Source organism: Zavarzinella sp. (genome assembly GCA_041399155.1).
GTDB lineage: Bacteria > Planctomycetota > Planctomycetia > Gemmatales > Gemmataceae > JAWKTI01.
This window is the reverse complement of the sequence record JAWKTI010000002.1, coordinates 154,097-174,852: the sequence shown is the minus strand read 5'-3', so window position 1 is coordinate 174,852 and position 20,756 is coordinate 154,097. Positions and strand designations below refer to the sequence as shown.

The window sequence follows — 20,756 nt, the reverse complement described above, 5'->3', positions numbered from 1 at the left end:
GTACGTGGTAAAATATATGCAACATACCTTCCCATTGAGTTCAACCATGGATCGCAGGAAATTTCTCGCAACAAGTACCGCACTGGGCGTGGGTGCGGCACTGCAGGCTAAATCGCTGCCCACCGTGCGTGGAAAAGCAGAACATTGCATTTTTATCTGGCTTGGCGGTGGCATGGGGCAGTTGGATACTTTCGACCCCAAAGCCAAAGGCATTTCCAAGGGGAAGGATAAAAAGGCCGGCTCCCTGTACGATTCCATCGAAACCAATGTGCGTGGGGTGCGAGTAGCCGAACATCTCCCGCAAACCGCAAAATTGATGGATCGCACCACCATTGTGCGTTCCGTCAACCACAAAGTGATCGATGAGCACGCTTTTGCCACCAACCTGGTACACACTGGGCGAATGATTTCAGGCACCGTGACCTATCCTTCCATTGGTTCAATTGTGGCCAACCAGCGGGGTGCGGCCAATCCCGATGTGCCTGCCTACATGCTGATCGGTTACCCCAACGTCAGCCGTGGGCCGGGGTTTCTTGGTGCCAACAGTGGCTTCGTTTATCTGGTAGATACCGAAAGTGGCCCCGCAGGCTTTACCCGACCAGAACATGTGGATCCCAAGAGGGCCGCACGCCGGGAAAGTTTATTAAAAAATATTCATCAAAGTGGCACCACGCCAGATGCTAATGTGCAGCAATATCTGGAAGCACAGTCAAAAGCGTTGCAGCTTGCTGGCCCTAAGTTTATGCGCCACTTCAACTTACAGCAAGAATCGTCTACCGTCCGCCAGTCCTATGGTGGGGAATTCGGCCAACGCTGCCTGCTGGCACGTCGATTAGTGCAGGCGGGGGTGCGATTCATTGAAGTTTCCCACAATTTGAACTTTATCAATGGCACCGGTTGGGATGTGCACAACGAAGGGATCGACAACCAGCACCTGCTGATTCGGGAACTGGATACCGCCTTATCTGGCTTGATTCTCGACCTGGAACAGCAGAAACTTCTCGACAAAACCCTGATTGTGGTTGCTACGGAATTTGGTCGCCCACCGGAATTTGACGGTCGAGGCGGGCGTGGCCACCAGGGGACGGCATTTTCCATGGTGCTGGCAGGTGGTGGCCTCAAGCACCAGGGAGCCTTGGGCGTTACAGATGATCTTGGCAAAAAAATCCTCGAAGCACCTGTATCCATTCCCGATTTTCATGCTACCATCCACGCCAGCCTGGGGATTGATCCAGCCCACGAATTGTACGATGGAGCCCGTCCAGTTCCCATTACCGACGGTGGCAAACCGATTGCGGAACTGTTTGCGTGATTTGCACGGATGCACAAAGTATTGGTTCGTCAAAAAAGTGACAATTTCTAAAAATTACGACTTGTGCACAACTGTTCGCTTGTTAAAATAACTTTAAACTATCTACATTGCCAGCGGACTGCAGTTTAAGTGGATCATTTTAATGGCCCAAACATATTCTTTGAAGTTAGGCACGATAGGACTACCTGAAGCAGGAAAAACAATATGGCACACTGTGTTATACGGAAGACAAGCTCATTTCGATGGTGTTCTATTTAGATACCTGGACTCGCCGACCATCAGGTACTTAAATCCAATGTGGGAAGCTCTGGACAGAGGAAATCTCCCTGACGCTACTGGACTTGCTCGCCCGAGCGAATTGAAATTTCAGATGCATACAGAGGATGCTTCTGGAAACGTACTTATTAGTTACGCAATCCATACGATGGATTATGCTGGCATTCTGGTCAACCGTGGTGCATCTGAAGATACGATCAAACAGGCAAGGGAGCTTGGTCTTGAACAATTTATTGACGAGTGCGATTTGTTGATGGTAATGGTTGATCTTTCCGACGATTCGCAAGCAGTTAACCAACTAAACACATTGGACTACATACTACAGCGATGCAAAGAAACCTCAACGCAGCACGGAAGTAAAAATCGTCCAGTGGCGGTTGCCTTTACCAAAGTTGATCAGGTTTTTTCACAACATATGAATAGCAACTTGATCGAAATGCAATCTGTATTATTAGAGTATTTAAGTTCGAAGGATCGTTGGCGTGGGATGCATCGTGCGCTGAGAGCGTTGAAGGACTACAATCTCTACGAAGTCTTTCCTGTTTCTTGTTTCGGAACATCTTGTGCTCCTGGACAAAACGTGCCAACTGCTGGCACAATTAACCCAAAGTGGATTCATGAGCCATTAATCTGGGGCTTACCTCGTGCAGCAGAGTTGGCAAACCAAGCCATTACTGAACAACAGGACGAAGTACGACGAATCGAAAAAATTGCTAAGGATGCTGAGAATAATGAATTCAACACACAAGTTACACTTGCTATCTTATGTATAACACTTGGGGCAATCATAGGTTATTTTATCGGGTGGGGAATTGGGTTTGTTCTACCATATATTCTCACAGGTCTCGCTTGTATGATACCCCTTGCATTAGTCGCTATCCCTTTATTAGTTGCCGCCGATAAGGCAAGATGATTAGTTATGAAGAATAAAATTGCCATATTTTTTGCAGTGACTTCAATCTCTTTAACAACAGGTTGTTGGGATGATTCTAAATCAGTAGATGAAAATTTGTATCGTCACGGTAAACTGTGGGCTCCTTATTTTGCTGTAATTTTATCTATTGCTGGTGCTATTGCAGGTGGTATCCTTGGATTTCGCTACATAGGCAAAATTGTATATCGAAAGATATCGCAATGATAAAGTGTTGCTTGAAAATTAAGTTTTTGTTTTTAACTATATCCAATTTGTATCTAATTGAAAACATTTGAAGCGCCAGTTGCTGTACATATGTGGTTTGTCGAGGGAGAAGGTTGGGCGCGAGACAATTTCTATGCACTTCCCAATAATTTTCTTCAAATGTTGGACAGCGGCGTGGATAGCATCTTAAAAGTTGACTTATCACGCACAGATGGTGTTATTCGTTTTGAAAAGCCATGCTTTGATGGTTGGCTAATTGGAATACGTACAACAGATCCGTTCTGCGTTAACCGTAAGGCTATTGGCCGTAATCCTTCAATTCTAAAACTCGCATATTTAAAAACACGCACCAAACCAACCCCAGAGTTGGTTGAGAATGTTTTGGAGTTGCTAGGTCCAATACGTCCAGAGCGCGAAGGCACCTATGATTTCAAAATTGATGTGCACTTAGATGAACCACAACCCGTCCCTGTGCGTCCAATTGTTACAAACAACAATCCTTCTCAACTCTCACATGATCATCGTAATTTAGTAAAGTTGTACCAATCAGTAGTTGAAGCCAAGTTTCGTGACATTTCGATGTTAGCTGATGAGTTTATTCTTTCATTGCCTGATGGCACTTTTTTCACAAAAAACACCATTTCTAAATGGTTGCCTAATGACAAAGTGAATGCGTGTGAGTTACTGAATCGCTTTTCATTTCGCCATGAATCAAGAAGCAACTTAGTCATAAGTGCCAAGAACCGGCTACTGATTTCTACTCCAACTCTCAAACGATCCAACATTATTTGGTTGTTTGATACCTCAAGAGATAATCCAATGATCTTGTTGCACAGAATTGTTGAATCAAGAAGCAATTGGTTAGTGGGTAGCTTATTTGGCAATTCAGACTTTACTGATAAAATACACAATAAATGGAATCATTTAACACAATTTGTGCCTAAAATGGATCCTGCATTAGATCAATTGCTTCTATCTGTAGCGTGGACCGATCTTTGAGATCGAGTTATCGATTGCCGTAATTTTGGTGTTTTATGATTTTAAATTGCAGAAATTGTACCAGCAGCAGCGAATATCCAGATGCAATGGCGGGCAGGTCTGCTAATTGTGCAGTATGTGGTTACCGCTTTAATCTCCCTAAAGTACACAAACATAGCCCAGATCCTTTTCGACAACCGGCCAACATCCCATCCAAGCGAGAGAGAACCATTGTTTGTAATCCACCAGAGAACTTAGAACAAACTAGTTCTAATGATTTTCTGAATGCACAGAATGCATCGGAAGTTTCCATTGAAAACGAAACTCCTCAACGCACACTGGTTCAGGATATTGTGTGCCCCGTTGTAACAGTTGCTGACGTACCATCAGGCACACACAGCACTTCAGAATCCACTCACAGTAAATTATCATACTTGAAATTATACCTTGAAATCGCTGCAGCATTAGTAGCTATCGTGATTGCATTAATTGGCTACTTCTTCGGAAAATAGATTATCCTCATTCAGAAAAAGGATCTCTCCATGCATCGCACCGCTTTTTTTCTGCCGCACAGTCTGCTCTTTACTTTCCTATGGGTGGGCGCCAGCTTACAAGGTGCGGAACCTGGCAAAATCCTTTACCAGCAAGAGTTTACGTCTGCAAAATCTCTCGAAGATTTCGACCTGACTGATGCCAAAGCCTGGAAGTGGGTGGAGAAAGATGGCGAAAAGTTTGTGGAGCAGTTTCAAGCCAGCAAATACAAGCCAACCCATCGCTCCCCGTTTAATCTGGCGTTATTGAAGACCCCCACGGTGGGGGATTTTATCGTCGACTACGAAGTGCAGTCGACCTGCAAAGAATATGGCCACCGAGATATGGTGTTTGTGTTTGGCTATCAGAATCCGGACCAGTTTTATTACTGCCACATTGCCAGTAAGGCAGATGATCACGCCAACAACGTGTTTGTGGTGAATAAGGCCCCACGGATCAAGAATGCGACAACAACCAACAAAGGCAATACGTGGGGCTCCAATGCCTGGAAGAAGGTGCGGATTGTTCGCACAGCAAGCACGGGCGATTACGAAGTGTTTTTCGAAGATTTCACCAAGCCAATCATGGTGGGCAACGACAAATCCTTCGGCAAAGGACGAATTGGTTTTGGCACCTTTGACGATACCTGCCGCATTCGCAAACTGACCATCTATCAGCCCGCGGGCAAATGAAAATGGCTGTTTTGGGCAAAAATGAAAGCCAAATGAGAACAATTTCCAGCTTTTTTCCGCCATTTTGCGAAAATGTGGCAATCTTCACAATATTTCGCACCTCAAATGGCAATATTAATATGCGTTGGGCCTACTCCGGTTTTCAAGACCGGTGCGGCTGCCCGATTCAGAGAACTTTCCCCACATCATGTGGGACAGGTGAGTGATGATTTTTCAGATGGCAAAGCGGGCACTGCTCGAAACAGATAAACGGTTATTGTGGAAACTGATGTGGAACATGGGCGTGAAAGGTTCCCTGTCGGTCTTACGGCACCGCGTGCGACTGAAACGTGGGGAATTTTTCCCACCGTTCCTGTATGTATCGATCATTAATTCCTGCAACCTGCGTTGCCAGGGGTGCTGGGTGGATGTTGCCCACAAACAGCAGGCAATGGAACCAGAAACTTTTCACCGTCTGGTGCGTGAAGCCAAGCAGATGGGGAATGTGTTTTTCGGCATTGTGGGTGGCGAACCGTTTATGCACCCCAAAATATTTGAAATGCTGGAAGCCCACCCCGATTGCTATTTTCAGATCTTTACCAACGGCCACTTTATCACCGATGAAAAAGCCAAACGCCTGCGACGCATGGGAAATGTTACCCCACTGATCAGCGTGGAAGGCACGGAAATCATCAGCGATGAACGTCGTGGGCGAATGAATGTCTTGTCCAAGACGATGGAAGGCATCCAGAACTGTTTGAAGAACAATCTGCTGACAGGTGTCTGCACCAGCCTGTGCAAAACGAACTTCGACGATCTGCTGCAGGAACGCTGGGTGGATCGCTTGATTGAAATGGGCGTGATGTACACCTGGTTTCATGTGTATCGACCGATGGGGCCAAACCCCAACCCGGACATGTGCCTGACACCAGAACAGGCGAAGAAGGCCCGCGAATTCGTGGTGAACATGCGGGCAAAAAAACCGATCGTGATTGTGGATGCCTATTACGATGGCGAAGGCCAGGCACTGTGCCCGGCTGCGACAGGGATCAGCCATCATATCAATCCGTGGGGCGATATCGAGCCATGCCCCATTGTGCAGTTTTCCAAGGAATCGATCCTGCACGAAAAAGACCCACGGCACCTGCGGGACAAGTTCTTGCAATCTGCCTTTCTAAGGGATTTTCGCCAGGTCAGCCAGGAAAGCACCCGTGGCTGCATTGTGCTGGAACGCCCGGATCTGCTGGAACTGGTGATCAAGAAGCATGATGCCACCGATTCTACCGCACGTAAAACGGCAATGGCAGAATTGCAGCAGATGACCACCAAGACATCGCAATATCTGCCCAACATGGAAGTGCCGGAAAAGAATATTCTGTACCGCATCGCCAAGCGATTATTCTTCAACGACTTTGGAGTGTACCGCGGGCACGATCACAGCACCACATCTGCACCGGGATTGTTGAAGCTTGGCAGCACAGCGAAATCATAGATATTATTGCGAAATGCTCATCAAAGTCTTTCCAATAACTTTCAGTTGAAAACTACCATTACATTTCCAGGGAATTGACATTATGCGCTTTTACTTGATTTTCCTGATACTATTCACTTTCAGTGTTTCTGCAGTAGCTGCCGCACCGCCAAACATCCTGCTGATCTGTGTGGATGATTTGCGGCCAGAGTTGGGCTGCTATGGTGTGGGGTACATCAAAACCCCGCATATCGATGCGCTGGCAAAACGCAGTCGGATCTTTACCCGCCATTATGTGCAGGCCCCCACCTGTGGAGCTTCCCGTTATACATTGCTGACTGGCAGCTACGGCCCCGCTGGCAATGATGCCTTGTTTCGTCGGGCCGCACAAATGAAAACCCAGCCACAGGCGGTCGCACCCTCCATGCCAGAATGGTTTCGGAACCACGGCTATCAGACCGTTTCCATCGGCAAAGTATCGCACCACCCTGGTGGGCGTGGCGGACCAGACTGGAACAACGATGAACAGCCCGAGATGCCTGGCGCCTGGGATCGGCATCTGTTGCCTGCTGGTGCCTGGAAGCACCCACGTGGCTGGATGCATGGCCTGGCCAATGGTCAGATTCGGGAAAAGGTTGGTGAAATGCCCGTCTTTCAGGCAGAAGCCGGTGGGGATGAGATCTACCCGGATGGCGTTACCGTTCCAGAGGCGATCCGACAACTCCAACTGTTGGGGCAGCCTGGTGAAAAGCCATTTTTGCTGGCAGTTGGAATCCTTCGCCCCCACCTGCCGTTCGGTGCACCAAAAAAATACCTTGATCTCTACGACAATGTCGAACTGCCCAAAATACCACATCCCGACAAACCCAAAGGGAAGACCACGTGGCACAATTCTGGAGAGTTCATGAAGTATCAGCGGTGGAATCGCAATCCAAACACGGATGCCGAATTCGCAACTCAGGTCCGCAGGCATTACGCTGCATGCGTCAGTTATGCCGATGCTTCTCTTGGTCACCTGCTGAACGCGCTGAATGATTCCCCCGCAGCAAAGAACACCATCATTATTCTCTGGGGCGATCATGGCTGGCACCTGGGAGAACACGCGATCTGGGGCAAACATTCCCTCTTCGAAGAATCGCTGCGGTCGCCATTAATCATTCATTACCCTGGGATAGAAAAACCAGGTGAAGCCACTCGTGCGATTGTGGAAACGCGTGATCTTTTCCCAACAATCTGCGAGCTGACAGATACGAAACGCCCGGATTTTCTGAAGAACCGCGACCAGTTGTTGAAATCACTGCGAGATCCGAAGGAGATCGGTGGGGCCGCTGTTTCCTACACTGGGAATGCTCAAACCATTCGCACTGATCGTTATCGACTGATTCAGCATCGTGATGGTTCGACAGAGTTATACGATCACACAACGACAGCTGGGGAAACCAGGAATATTGCTGCGGACAATCCGGAAATCGTTGCACGTTTGAGAAGAGATCTGGACAATCACCTCAAGCCAAAACAAAAATAAGCAAACCATCAGACCACTTCGTACGCACCTGGTTTCCTGGTTAGTCTCCGACGCACAAACGCAGGCCAGCGTGGGCGAAAGAAGTTCAACGTGATCAGGATGATCGTACCCATCGTTACGTTTAGAATCGTGAACACGTAAGGTGGCCAATCATGAAAAATCAGTGCGTGCATCATTCTGCCCAGAAAAGTATCGCTGTTGGTGGGCTGCCCTGCCAGTTCCCGCAGGCGTTGTTCCCAGATCGAAAGAGGACAGCGAACATCGATGATTTCTTCAAAAACAACCACCCCAATCAGGATCAGGTGGGTAATGCGAAACCAGAAATTGCGTGCGACTTGCCAGCCCCGCAACCAGCCGATCATGATGAATAATTGACCCAGTACCACGAACGCAACATAGCAAACGTGTACAAAAACAACGCAATCGGCGAAAAATCCGTACATAAAATCAGCCCTGCCTCAACAGTGCCAGTCGAATAATGAAATCATATCAGGCAATTGCACAAGGCGATGTAAAATGTCTGTTAAATCACTTCACACAGTGTCGCCGGTGCGCTCCGACCATTCGCAAATCTGCCAATAAAATACCATTTTGTACACTATAAATTCGCAACTCATTCCATGGGGTGATATCGATTTTGTAAAAATTCACAAAAAAGTTTATTCAATTGCAAGTTATTTCAAATTAATCACTTACGATGATTCGTTTCTTTCAGAATAGCCACATAACGTGAAAAAACTTCTTTTTTGAATGACCTCGTGGATATATTATATACAAGTGAAATTAAATCCATGCTAACTTTCTGGCATGGTTGGGCACCCCACCTGGTTGTGGAATCGCCTGATAAGATAACGGTACCAACAATTACTTTGTCATACCAGTTTGGAGATCGTATGTTCCTTCCCTCTCGTCGTACTGCTCTTGCTGCTGGCAGTGCCACTATTGCCTCCGCAGTGGGCTTCCCATTGATGGCAGAACAACCCACCAAAAAACGGAAACTCGTGATGATTGCGGGCACCCCCAGCCACGGGCCTGGCATGCACGAACATAACGCCGGGGTGCTGCTGTTTCAAAAGTGCCTGCAAGGAATTGCTGGGCTGGATGTGGAAATTGTGCTGAACGGTTATCCCAAAGACGACTCCATGCTGGATGGGGCGGATGCCATTTTCGTCTACGCCGATGGTGGGGGCAGACATCCCCTGATTCAGGGTGAACGGATTCCGCGGATCGACAAATTAATTGCCAAAGGCGTGGGTTTGTTCTGCTGCCACTTTGGAGTGGAAGTGCCCAAGGGGAAGCCGGGCGATGCGTTCCGCACCTGGATTGGTGGGTGCTACGAACATGAATGGTCGTGCAATCCCATGTGGAAAGCCGAGTTCACCAAACTGCCCGATCATCCGATCTGTCGTGGGGTGAAGCCATTCGCCATCTTTGATGAATGGTACTTTAACATGCGATTTCGGCCAGAACTGCAGGGCGTGACACCCATTTTAACAGCCACACCGACCGATGCTACACGTGATGGCCCTTATGTTTATCCGAAAGGGCCTTACAAGCACATCCAGGAAGCCAAAGGCAGACCAGAGCATGTGATGTGGTGCACCGAACGGCCTGATGGTGGGCGTGGTGTTGGCTTTACCGGTGGCCACTTCCATATTAATTGGCAGAACAACGATTTCCGAAAGCTGGTGCTGAATGCCCTGTTGTGGATCAGCAAAGTGGATGTGCCCCAGAATGGCGTTGCTTCTGAAGTAACTGATGAAGAGATGAAGAAAAACCTCGATCCGAAAGGAAAGAAGAAATAAATGGCTGTGCTGCACGATCCAGGCTGGAAGTTTGAACATTCTTATGCCCAATTGCCCGAAGCGTTTTTCTCTCAGGCACAGCCCGCACCTGTGGGGAAGCCTGCGTTAGCGATGTTCAACCACGCACTTGCTGAGGAGATGGGGCTGGATTTCCGTGAGTGTTCGGATGAGGAACTTGCGGAAATTTTTTCCGGCAAACAGCTTCCCGCGGGCAGCAACACCATTGCCCAGGCGTATGCCGGTCATCAGTATGGTGGCTTCACCATACTGGGTGATGGGCGGGCGATGTTAATTGGCGAGCATCGCACGCCAGATGGCACATTGCTGGATATCCAGTTCAAAGGATCGGGGCCCACCACCTACTCTCGACGTGGTGATGGCCTGGCAGTGCTTGGGCCAATGTTGCGGGAATATCTAATCAGCGAAGCAATGCACGCCCTGGATATTCCAACCACCCGCAGCCTGGCAGTGGTAACCACGGGCAAGCCGGTATTTCGTTATGAAATGCTTCCCGGTGCCATCCTGACCCGAATTGCTGCCAGCCACATCCGCGTGGGCACGTTTCAATACTTTGCCGCACGTCGGGATGTGGAAAACCTGAAAATCCTGGCTGACTACACCATCCAGCGGCACGATCCTGAATTGCTGGCGTTTCAAGATCGAGAAAGGTATCGTGCGTTTCTACACGCAGTCATTGATCGCCAGGCCCGCCTGATTGCCCAATGGCAGTGCGTGGGATTTGTCCACGGAGTAATGAATACCGATAACATGGCACTCTCAGGCGAAACAATTGATTATGGGCCGTGTGCTTTCATGGATCGCTACCATGTGAATACGGTGTTCAGTTCTATCGACGATCATGGCCGATATGCCTATGGCAACCAGCCGAAAATCGCCCAGTGGAATCTGGCACGCTTTGCCGAAACGCTGATTCCGATGTTGTCAGTTGATCTCGATGATGCGGTTGATTTTGCCACCAAGGCGGTTGAATCGTTTGAAACTGTTTTTCAACAATACTTTCTGCGTGGGATGCGGGCAAAGCTGGGCCTGCAGCAGGAATTGCCTGATGATGAAGCGTTGATTGTGCAGTTGCTGGAATGGATGCAGGACAAAAAGCAGGACTTTACCAATACGTTTCGTTCGTTGCCTCTACCCACTTTTTGTGCGGATGATGCAGATTTCGCTGCCTGGCGTAAACGTTGGCAGGCACGTACTGCCCATGAAGAAGGTGGGTTCAACGCGGCAGTGCAGCGAATGCAGCAAGTCAATCCGGTGGTGATCCCACGGAATGCGTTGGTGGAAGATGCTTTGCAGGCTGCAGAACGTGAAAACGATTACGAGCCCTTTCATCAGTTGTTAAGTGTGCTGCAAAAACCGTTTGATGTGCCATCGGATATAGGCTTTGCTGCATCGCCCGATGAAAACCAGCCCCGCTACCGCACCTACTGTGGGACGTAAACGTGTGCTGGTGCTAAGCCTTGATACTACGGGTGGCCCGCTGGCAGATTCGTGCGGTCGATTTTTCAGCAGGGTGGGCTTTCAGCCAGCGTTGACATATTTGCTGTACCCACTGTGGCTGGGTTTTTGAAGCATCATTCAGCCAGTTGGCTACAGAATCCTGAACGTACTTTTCCGGTTCGGTCTGCAATGGTTCCAATAAAGTCAGAGCACGTTCCGGGTGGGTTTTCAATTCGGTAATGTGGCTGCACCACACCCCACGTGGGCGTGTGGCTTCGACGGCAAATCGTCGAGCGAACGGACTCTCATCCACTACCCAAGGGTTGAGAAGTTGAATTGCACTATCCAGGTCTGCGACGAGATGTGGTCGCAATGCCATCCAGGCCCATTCCCGCACACCAAAATGCTCATCGATTGCCAGTGGCCGAAAGCGATTGATGCGTGCAGCCAGGTCCCAGCTTTCTTCCAGTTGCCAGGCGAATGCTACCCAGCCTCGCACGGTGTCTGATGGGTGGAGTAACAGTTCTTCCAGGTCGGTGCCATAGATTTCCCGCACAATCTGCCCACCGATAGCCATTCGTCTCGTGATCGTGGGAGAATCTGCCGTAAATCTCAACAGTTGACTTTCCGAAACACGTGGGCAGGCGTTTTTCATTAACGTGGCGAAATCTACCACCAAACCTTCCATCAGGTTGGCGGGAGCACGTGTGCCAAGATTCAATTGCTGCACAATTTCTGGCGATACTTTGCTTCGGGAGTGGGTGTTTCGGGCTTTCGCCATCAGATGCCTGCTGAAAATGGGTACCAGACGATTTTTTAGCAGCTTAACCGTTTTCGCCCAACTGCTGCAGCCGACTTGTCAATAGCTGGTCCATGGTTTGATTTTCCGCATCAGGCGCGGCGGAACTCCCACTGCAAAACAGGCACTCGGGCAGTGGCGAAAACTGGTAACTCAATGCCTGATAAGGAATGGTGAATATTTCCGGCACGACCTGCAGCGGGAAAAGCAAGCTGGAAAAAGGCAACTCCTGGTGATGCAACAGTTGCAGGCTGCTGTGGGCATGCAGACTGCCCATTGTGCTGATTGCCGCACGACTGGCCGGAATGCTGGTTGCTGGCAATGTGCTTTCTTGCTGTGAGTAATTGGGAACTGGTTCCTGAACCAGTTCGATTTCCCGCTTCAAGTAGCTGCAGACACAGCCATAACAGGCAGAACCGGGCAGAAACAAATGAACCCAGCCAGCAATACCGCCGGCGAGCACCTCGCCCAGTGTCCAGGGTTTGTGGGCAGTACGCATCAAAAAGTCGAATTGAAACTTGGCAGGTTCGCGATCGACCGCACAGATACCCAGATCGCATCGGTTGCTCACATCAGCCAACCAGTCATGGTGGTTAGAATCGAGCAGGTCAATCGGTTCCGCGATAATGCTTAGTTCCGGCCGCATTGCCTGTAGCCAGCGCCTGGCAAGTTCCACTTTCAGCATGCCCACATCGACGGGTGGGAAGTAATGCCGCTGCACATTGTGGGGGGCATAGAAATCTGGATCGATCAGGATAATTTCAGTGACAAGCGGATCGCGTGCCACTAAATCGAGCACAGACATGCCACCTGAGCCCACCCCAGCGATGAAAATTGTGGCCATGAACAGCCCCCACCTGGGTGCAAGCGGTTACTGTTCTTCGCCGAACATTGCCATTTGATCCCGAAGATCGTTTTGCAGTTTGGAGGACACCAGATCGCATATTTCAAAAACAATCGGATCGGCAATGCTGTAATGCACGGTGGTGCCATCTCGCTGGCGGCTGACCAGAGCCGCAGAATGCAGAATGCCCAACTGTTTGGAGACGTTTGCCTGTTTTGCGCCCAACAATTCCACCAGATCGTTCACTCGTTTGCTCTCTTTCTGCAGAGCGTACATAATGGCCAGTCGAGTAGGATCTGCTAAAACCTGAAACCAACGGGCAAGGTGACTGTATTGTTCCTGAGTCATTTTCTTCATGCGTACCAACTACTTTCAATATCACACTATTATGATATTGTTATTTGAAAATAAGACAATATTACAATGTTGCGAAGATTAAAGTTGTTCAGCCGAAACGTGCGTGAGCACGTGTTATTGCTAGGAGAGTGAACAAATTATAGACCACAATTTGTAATACTTTGTTAGTTCGCGGAAACTTTCTTACGTCGGTTTCCGGAATTATCTGCCTTCTGGCAGTAGGAGAGTTCGCGTACCCAGACCCGTTCACGTTCGGAATCCTGTTCGTTCAGGTGATCCACGGGTGCGGTGTATTCCATTCGGCGAGCCAATGTGCCAGGATCACCTGCAAAGATCAGCCTCTTTCGGGCACAGCGGGCAATATTGGCCAGCACACTGGGCGAGGCACCAAACGATACAGCACGGGTGCGGTGGCTGCGAGTGAGGCTCAGGGCAATAATTTCCGCTTCGGTGCGGGCCGCTTCATTCGGCGGCAACACCTGAAAATCGGCAGCACGCTTCGATTGAGCACAAAGCAGTCGCAACAATTCCACCTGTTCAGGAATCGGCGAGGTCAGCACTACAGGCCCACTAATGTTATCTTCCAGATACGAAATCAGTGCGGTGGCTTCCCGGTAATTGACGCACCCTTTCTGGGGCAATTGTCGGGCAATATCCACGGGAACCGTATCCCGTTCGCGACGTTCTGCCAGATTGACTTCAAAACCAGCACCCTGCAACCGCGGTGCGGGTGTTTTTTTCGTCCCACTGCCACGTGGGTTGGAATGTCCAGCGGCAGGCACAGCATCTTCGGGTTTTGGCACGGGCAAAAACATCACATGTTCGTCCCGATCCAGCTTCGTGTTGGTGGCATAGGGGAAGCCAAATGCCGCTTTCAGCCAGCACGCCAGACTCGTACAGGCACGTTTAGCATGAATCAGGTGGGCAACCCGATTCGCACCGGCAGGTAAATGCTCCTGAATCCAGGCCCTTGCCGATTCCAGCGTCCAGCCAGCATCGGTGGCAAATTCCACAGCAATGGTGTACGGTCCAGTGGCATGTTCCCGCACACCTTTGCCCAGATCGATATGATCCTGCCCCACCACTTCCGGTGGGCCCCAGTGCACAGTGATTGAATCAGTGGTAGTCTCCCACCGAATGCCAGGAAGGATGGGCTGCAGCCGGATCAGATCCAGTTCGTTTGCAACAAATGCTTTCGCCGTAGCAAATCCCGCTGTCAAAGGGAAGTCAATGCGTGCCAGCTCCGGACTTTCGTCTGGTGCGTTCAGAATCCATAGCACGTAATCAGCATGGTCGGTGACCGGCTCTGCTTCCAGATAAGGCAAATGCTCTTCGGGCACTGGTTGCAACTGGCATTGCAGGCGATCGCGATGCAACTTCCAGGAATTCTGTGCTAATTGATCGATCAGATCACTGAATGCGGGTGAAACTACACAATCAGGCGAACCATGCAGGCGGCTGGCAGAGCTGTCACCCGTCAACAACAACAAATGGCCAAGTCCAGAAACTGCATTAAGGTGCTCGGTAGAGATGAACTGGGCTTCTTCCAGCACCACCAGATCGAAATAGCTGGCTTGCTGCAATAGTTGTTGCAACCAGGGATCGTGGGAAATGGAATCAAATGCCCCCACCACCAGTTGGGATTGCAAAAGGAGATGGTCTGCCAGCCCGGCAGTATTCTGGGTGATCAGTTCACCGGCCTGCAGGTGGGCAGTTTCTGCCTGTTGAAGACCAGTCAATTGTTCGGCAATGCTGCGACAATCTGCTTCCAATTGGCCCACCGAAAGGTCGGCAGGTGGGGAATATTGATGCACGTAGTCGTCGTAAAGCGATTGAAACTCTCGGGTGACTTTATTGGTTTTGCCAATTTCCTGATCCAATTCGTGGCTCTGGCGGGCAATTTCCCGTTCCAGCAAGTGATGCACCTTTTCCTGCATCAGGCCCTGTACTTTCTGCAATTCTGCTTTCGCTTGGGCTAACGTGTCCTCAAGCTGATTGCATTCCAATGTCGCCAGATTATACTGCGTCTGAATCTGCTCCATTTTCGAATGAACAGACTCTTTGCCGGGCGTCAGCCAATATGTTGGGTTCCACCATTTGCCTGAATCTTTCAATTCCAGTTGCTGCTGACAGGCATCAATGTTTGCTTTGCTTGAATCTCGGTTTGTTATCGCCTGATCCAGTCGACGCTGTTCCTGCTCCACCGCTTCCGTGAGTGTTTCCAATTGTTGCTGAAACTGGTTGCGGATATGGGCTAGTTCCTGCGCTAATGGAGCGGGTGGATTTTGCTCGACATTTGCTGCCAGTTGAACTTTCTGTTCTTCGAGTTGCTTTCTGCTGGCCACAGCACGCTCATTGGCGTGCCATTGTTCCATTAACTGGTGGGCTGCATCCTGTTGGTGCCGTAAATTCCGGACTTTATTCTGAATGTCGAGTAACTGATCCTGATGTCGCAGCGAGATTTGGGTACTGAGATGGTCCAGTGTGCCAGCGGCTGTCCATGCACTGATATCAATGGGTAAAGTGGCACGATTTTCGCCGGAAGCCAACAAACGGACAGGTAGAAGTTGTTGTACCAACGGGGTTTGCAGACAGTGATCCACATCTGCAGAAGTGGGCCACAACCAGAGCACCCGTTTTTGTTCAGCCAGATATTGCCGAATTATTTCCAGAGCGGTCCGTGATTTGCCGGTACCCGGTGGCCCGTCAATGATCATTAAGTCCCGCTTTGATAGTACCTGTTGTACGATCTGTTGTTGATTCGTATCCAGTTCAGCATCCCACCATTTGGCGGGTGTTACTGTTAGTTGTTCTGCTTCTTCCGTTTTTCGAATCTGCTGTATACGTTCCAGAAGTGGTACTGGTGGGGAATTGTTAACGGCGATCGAACAGGTCCAGCCAAGTTCCTGCAATACAGGAACCGCTACTTCACCAGCTATGGGTGGGCGGGCGGTCCACCCGGTAGTCTGGCGAACCTGAACCTGCATTGAATCAATGGCATGGTCCGGATGATGATGGCCGTTGGTCACGCTCACGCTGTCGCTCCCAGGATCGGCCACATGTTACACTTAGACAACGACATCGCTTTCCTAAAGCCTGCCGGTAGCCACCGGAAATCAGCCCATGAAAATGAAGTTGCTCGATACTTTTGGTGAACCTTCGCCATAGAATCAGTACGTTGTTGAACTTAGTTCACTCCATCCAATATAGACGTTAAAGCAAGGATATTCTATCCGTTAACAAAATTATCGCCATTCCTGGCGAGATGTTCCGAATTTTCATCAATTATTTGCAAAAAGCCCCCACAGGTGGGTTTCCTTCGCAGTGAATATATCCCATGGAACGCTGAATATCGAACTGTTTGTTAGAAATTCAGGCATTTTCTTAAAATTTTGCGCCAGCAGTAATTATTCCACAATTTCTACTTTCGGTGCGGCATTCAGAAATCGCTGCACTGGCAGCAATGGAGTAAAAGATACTATCCCACTCCAACTGTGGTCGGTAATTTTCAAATGCCCAGGCCCGATACCACCCTGAGCCAGCGTGGCATCCAGCCCCAGCCAGGCCCCATTAATGTACACCTCTGTCCACATGTGAAAGCCCAGGCCCGGCTTACCAAAAATATTGTCGACATACACCAGACCAATCGCGGTGCGGGAAGGGAGCCCACTGGCACGGCAAATGGCTGCGGTCAGCATCGCAAACTCGGTGCAATCCCCTTTTCGCGTAACAGCAACCTTATCAGCGGGTGTCAAAGCCTCGGTAAATGTCACCTGGTCAATGTAATTATTGACAAACTGTTCAATTTTCAGTGCTTTTTTCCAGGGATTTTTTTCATCCCCCACGGCCAGTGCTGCCAGTTTCTGGATGTTGGCATCATCCGAGGCTATAAACTCGTTCGACTGGGTAAACTCTTCCGCTGCAGCCACACCAGAATCTTTCTCTGGTGGGACACGACTGGCAGTAATGACCAGATCAAACGACTGTTCTTTCTCGGTATCTAATTTCTGACGCTCATCGACAGAGATTAATTCTGACGGTTTCAGGTCGCCTTTAAAACCGATGCGATATTTGGCACTTTTCGCTTGATGCAGTCGTGGCAGGCGTTTGGCCAGATAGATGGTGTTTCTTTCCATCAGATCGGGCACATTGCCATTTGGTGCGGTGGCAATTGCTTTCGTCGTTCGCACCGTAGTGACCAATCCACCCAGTTCTGCAATATCGGTAATGGTGACAATTGGCTCATACGTAATGGGATCGACCAGAAAAACGCTGATTGGCAGTTGCAATTTGCTTTTGTTCGGCAGAATCAAGGCTTCGGGAGTGGCTTCCACTTTCAGGAGTTTTTTCTTTCCCAAACCTGGGACAATTGTTTCCTGCAATTCACCCACTTTTACTTCGATGGTGATGTAATAGGTGATCTGTGCGATAAACTGGCGGTAAGTAAAAGTATCACCTGGTTTGATTTTCTTTGCCGCAAACAGGTTGTTTTCGGCCCGCATGCCAATGCACCTGGGGTCCCAGTCGAAACTCCGCTTGCTGGTGGTGGCACCCGTGGCCGAAATATGCACCGTTTTCTGATTTTCTACTTCACAATCCAGTTTTTGAATGGAATCTGCCCCCAGATACATGGTGGCACGAACCGCAGTCACTTCGTTGGTGGGGGTCTCTTCGGTAATCAGGTCGGCTTTTAACTGTACCAGTTGCCCACCTCGTTTGCTGGAAAGTCGCAACTCTTTGGTGGTCTTGTACAGTTCCACCTGATCACCCTTAAATTTCAACGGTTGTATAGTCGTGCGAACATAGCCGTTTTTCACCGCACCACGTGGGGTGGAAATGTAAGATGCTTCCCATATTTCTGTGACTGATGGCGCCTGACCGAACAGCACAGCCGGGCTGCACACCACCACAAGAAGCATTTGCAGGATAGAGGGGATCTGCAGAATTCGCATCAAAATTGTTCCTAAACCATTATTGGCAGTAGCTGTTAACTCATTAATCGGCATTTTCGGGTATGTAGTCCAATTCGACCACTCGAAATTCACGAGGCCCACCGTTCCAGTCTTCATGATCAATCGGTTCGGCCTTTCGTCGTTCCACTTCCCGCATTGCAGCTTCGAAGGTGCGGTAAACGGCCAGTGATTTATTGTCTCCATAATACCAGTCGTCGCCATATTCCCAGGTCTGTTCCACGACAGCAAACACTTTCTCTGCATGTGGGGCAACTTCTTCCACATATTCCTGAACCACAATTTCAAGGCTGCTGAACCGATCCAGAGCCTGCCAGATGTGGGCTAATTGCTCTCGCGAAGGCGTATTTTCTCTCGTTAATTCGTACCACCATTGCTGCCAGTCGATGATTTCATTGCGACGAGCCATATATTTCTGCTCGCTATCCCACTCTTCTTCTGTCATCCCCCGATATCTGCGAGGTTTTTCTTTTGGCTGCTCTACTGGCAGCGGGATCCCATGATCCAGCAGCCAGTCGCGGAAAATAGGCTCCGGAAAACTGGTGGCGTTGGCAAAGCCACTGTCGAATGGACTGTCGGCAAATTCGAATGTCAGTGGCAGATGCTCCAGAAAATAAGCCCGGTCGTACTGCGTGACATAGGCTGCTGCCGTTTCCTGGCTGTCAAACACCGCAATAAACTGATCCACTGGATCGGGAATATCATCGTAATTATATTCCCCACGGATTCTTTTCCGCACGAGAAACTTCTGGGACATGATTCCACCTCCGATTCTCTGCTATCATGACAGATATTGCCGCCAAAGTTAAGAAAAGTTCCTGAATTTTTCTCAAAAACAGGAACTGAATGCCACAGAATGTTATCGAAACCCTTATAACCTTTTTGGAGTAATCAATGTTGTTGCGACTGACCACGTGCTGCCTGTTGGTGGGTGCCTTTGCTTTCCCTGCCACCGCACAAACTTTTAAGACCGCCAAAGAAGCATTACAGGAATTTAATGAGTTTATTGGCGACTGGAAGGGGGATGGCGAAGACAGAGAAACGGCCAAACTGGAATTGTGGAAGGAATCGATGGCCTGGTCGTGGAAAATCAAAGGGGATGATCTGGCCCTGACCGCCAAGTTCAACGATGGTAAGTTCTTTACTGAAGGGACCTTACGTTATCTGGTTCCCAAAAAAGTTTATGAATTGACTGCAGTCACACCAGAGAAAAAGCAGATCGTTTTCACTGGCACCATCAAATCCAAACGCCTGACGCTGGTGGGTGTCGATGCGGAAACCAAAGATAAATACACCATTGAAATGAGCACCAATAATGGCGGGGCCAGGTTGATTTACACAGTGGCCAAACAAAAACGTGGCATTGGTATCTCCCGCAAATACCTGACTGTGGCCCACAGCAAAGAAGGTGCTTCGGTGGCTGCTGGCAAGAAAGACAACGAGTGTATTGTCACCGGTGGACGTGGCACCATGACCGTCAGTTTCAATGGCAAAACCTACTATGTGTGCTGCAGTGGGTGCCGCGACGAGTTCAATGCAAACCCCAAGAAATATGTGGATGAATTCGAGAAAAAGAAGTAATTCTCATTTTTCAGCCACTTTTGTTGAGTTGAAATTCATCCCAATCAATCTTGTTATATAATCAATCAAATATATAACACTTCATTTAAATAATCGTCGCAGCCAATTTTCTGAATTGTGATATTGCAAAATTGCCATATTATTAACTGGCAGTTGCGAGGATTGGCGATGATTGATATGCACATTCATGCCGTCACCCCACAGTTACCTGGTGTGCGGTCTTTTCCTGAATATCTTGATGGCCCACCCGATTCTGTTGCCAGTATCCTGCAGCAGCAAATGCACGATTCCGGTACTGAAGCAATCCTGGGCATGGGGCATCTTGGTGGCAGCACAGAAGATCCGCTTGGAATCGCATCGACGCTTCGTATTGCCGCTTTTCTCCCACAGTTGTATGCGATTGGAATTGCCGACCCGACACGAACATCGACAGACCACCTGCAACAGGTTGAGCAGCAGATCAAAAGTGGCAAGGTAATTGCCCTGAAAGGCTATCTGGGTTATCTGTATTACGGACCTGACAGCCCAAACTATATTCCCTACTACGAATTGGCGGCACGCTACCAGTTGCCGTTTATTTTTCACACCGGCGACAATTACTCGGACTTTGCCAAGGTGAAGTACGCCCACCCATTGCTGGTGGATGAAGTAGCTGTTGACCACCGTGGGGTCAATTTTGTGATGGCACACTTTGGTAATCCCTGGATTACCGATGCTGCCGAAGTTCTTTACAAAAATGAGAATGTGTGGGCCGATCTGTCTGGTTTACTGGTGGGTGACGAAAACTATTTTGCTAGTTTGAACGAACGTGGCATCCTGCGACGCACCATCGAGCGGATCAGACAGGGGATTGAATTTACCGAACGGCCAGATAAGTTCCTGTATGGCACCGACTGGCCACTGGCACCGATGAAGATCTACAGAGACTTTGTGCGTCAATTATTCCCCGAAACAGTTCATCAGGCGGTGTTCCACGATAATGCCAAAAACCTGTTTCGATTACCTTAACAGTCCCGCGTTCGCAGGCAAATGTTCAGCAA

General features: G+C 49.2%; 19 protein-coding genes. 12 read left to right on the top strand and 7 right to left on the bottom strand.

What is annotated here, in order from left to right; all coding sequences use genetic code 11:
* Positions 1–46 precede the first annotated feature (46 nt).
* The 8 genes from R3B84_10830 to R3B84_10795 all read left to right on the top strand — a co-directional run bounded on the left by R3B84_10830 (position 47) and on the right by R3B84_10795 (position 7,902).
* Positions 47–1,312 carry a DUF1501 domain-containing protein gene (locus R3B84_10830; GenBank protein MEZ6141054.1) on the top strand — a complete coding sequence of 422 codons (1,266 nt, stop codon included), beginning with the start codon at positions 47–49 and terminating at the stop codon, positions 1,310–1,312.
* 142 nt (positions 1,313–1,454) lie between these two features.
* Entirely contained in the window at positions 1,455–2,501 is a 1,047-nt protein-coding gene (locus R3B84_10825; GenBank protein ID MEZ6141053.1) for a GTPase domain-containing protein, read from the top strand.
* Positions 2,502–2,507: 6 nt separating this feature from the next.
* Complete coding sequence (locus R3B84_10820) at positions 2,508–2,726, top strand: hypothetical protein (GenBank protein MEZ6141052.1); 219 nt, start codon at positions 2,508–2,510, stop codon at positions 2,724–2,726.
* Between the two features lie 57 nt (positions 2,727–2,783).
* Positions 2,784–3,725 (top strand): hypothetical protein, encoded by a 942-nt coding sequence (locus R3B84_10815; protein ID MEZ6141051.1) that lies wholly within the window; start codon positions 2,784–2,786, stop codon positions 3,723–3,725.
* A 35-nt stretch (positions 3,726–3,760) separates the two neighbouring features.
* Positions 3,761–4,216: a hypothetical protein gene (locus tag R3B84_10810; protein MEZ6141050.1), complete on the top strand. Its 456-nt coding sequence runs from the start codon at positions 3,761–3,763 to the stop codon at positions 4,214–4,216.
* Between the two features lie 30 nt (positions 4,217–4,246).
* A complete protein-coding gene (locus R3B84_10805; GenBank protein ID MEZ6141049.1) occupies positions 4,247–4,927 on the top strand; it encodes a hypothetical protein in 681 nt (226 codons plus the stop codon).
* A 205-nt stretch (positions 4,928–5,132) separates the two neighbouring features.
* The gene (locus tag R3B84_10800; protein MEZ6141048.1) at positions 5,133–6,398 is read left to right on the top strand and encodes a radical SAM protein; all 1,266 of its coding nucleotides are present in this window, start codon (positions 5,133–5,135) and stop codon (positions 6,396–6,398) included.
* An 82-nt stretch (positions 6,399–6,480) separates the two neighbouring features.
* Positions 6,481–7,902 carry a sulfatase gene (locus tag R3B84_10795; protein MEZ6141047.1) on the top strand — a complete coding sequence of 474 codons (1,422 nt, stop codon included), beginning with the start codon at positions 6,481–6,483 and terminating at the stop codon, positions 7,900–7,902.
* 8 nt (positions 7,903–7,910) lie between these two features.
* Here R3B84_10795 and R3B84_10790 read toward each other — a convergent pair whose 3' ends face one another.
* Positions 7,911–8,345, bottom strand: coding sequence for a DUF2784 domain-containing protein (locus R3B84_10790; protein ID MEZ6141046.1), 435 nt, complete (start codon positions 8,343–8,345; stop codon positions 7,911–7,913).
* 450 nt (positions 8,346–8,795) lie between these two features.
* Here R3B84_10790 and R3B84_10785 point away from each other — a divergent pair, with 450 nt between their 5' ends.
* Positions 8,796–9,707 carry a ThuA domain-containing protein gene (locus tag R3B84_10785; protein ID MEZ6141045.1) on the top strand — a complete coding sequence of 304 codons (912 nt, stop codon included), beginning with the start codon at positions 8,796–8,798 and terminating at the stop codon, positions 9,705–9,707.
* Positions 9,708–11,165 (top strand): YdiU family protein, encoded by a 1,458-nt coding sequence (locus tag R3B84_10780; protein MEZ6141044.1) that lies wholly within the window; start codon positions 9,708–9,710, stop codon positions 11,163–11,165.
* Positions 11,166–11,178: 13 nt separating this feature from the next.
* Here the strand turns inward: R3B84_10780 and R3B84_10775 are convergent, their stop codons facing one another.
* The 6 genes from R3B84_10775 to R3B84_10750 all read right to left on the bottom strand — a co-directional run bounded on the left by R3B84_10775 (position 11,179) and on the right by R3B84_10750 (position 18,892).
* A complete protein-coding gene (locus tag R3B84_10775) occupies positions 11,179–11,946 on the bottom strand; it encodes a DNA alkylation repair protein (protein MEZ6141043.1) in 768 nt (255 codons plus the stop codon).
* 43 nt (positions 11,947–11,989) lie between these two features.
* Positions 11,990–12,808: a ThiF family adenylyltransferase gene (locus tag R3B84_10770; protein MEZ6141042.1), complete on the bottom strand. Its 819-nt coding sequence runs from the start codon at positions 12,806–12,808 to the stop codon at positions 11,990–11,992.
* 27 nt (positions 12,809–12,835) lie between these two features.
* Positions 12,836–13,165 (bottom strand): metalloregulator ArsR/SmtB family transcription factor, encoded by a 330-nt coding sequence (locus R3B84_10765; GenBank protein ID MEZ6141041.1) that lies wholly within the window; start codon positions 13,163–13,165, stop codon positions 12,836–12,838.
* 164 nt (positions 13,166–13,329) lie between these two features.
* The gene (locus R3B84_10760; GenBank protein MEZ6141040.1) at positions 13,330–16,200 is read right to left on the bottom strand and encodes an AAA domain-containing protein; all 2,871 of its coding nucleotides are present in this window, start codon (positions 16,198–16,200) and stop codon (positions 13,330–13,332) included.
* 372 nt (positions 16,201–16,572) lie between these two features.
* Complete coding sequence (locus tag R3B84_10755; protein ID MEZ6141039.1) at positions 16,573–18,117, bottom strand: transglutaminase-like domain-containing protein; 1,545 nt, start codon at positions 18,115–18,117, stop codon at positions 16,573–16,575.
* A gap of 43 nt (positions 18,118–18,160) precedes the next feature.
* On the bottom strand, positions 18,161–18,892 hold the full coding sequence (locus R3B84_10750; GenBank protein ID MEZ6141038.1) for a hypothetical protein: 732 nt from the start codon (positions 18,890–18,892) through the stop codon (positions 18,161–18,163).
* Between the two features lie 137 nt (positions 18,893–19,029).
* On the opposite strand from R3B84_10750, the gene R3B84_10745 reads away from it, so the two are divergent.
* Positions 19,030–19,716, top strand: coding sequence for a hypothetical protein (locus R3B84_10745; protein MEZ6141037.1), 687 nt, complete (start codon positions 19,030–19,032; stop codon positions 19,714–19,716).
* A gap of 168 nt (positions 19,717–19,884) precedes the next feature.
* On the top strand, positions 19,885–20,724 hold the full coding sequence (locus R3B84_10740) for an amidohydrolase family protein (protein ID MEZ6141036.1): 840 nt from the start codon (positions 19,885–19,887) through the stop codon (positions 20,722–20,724).
* Positions 20,725–20,756: the final 32 nt, after the last annotated feature.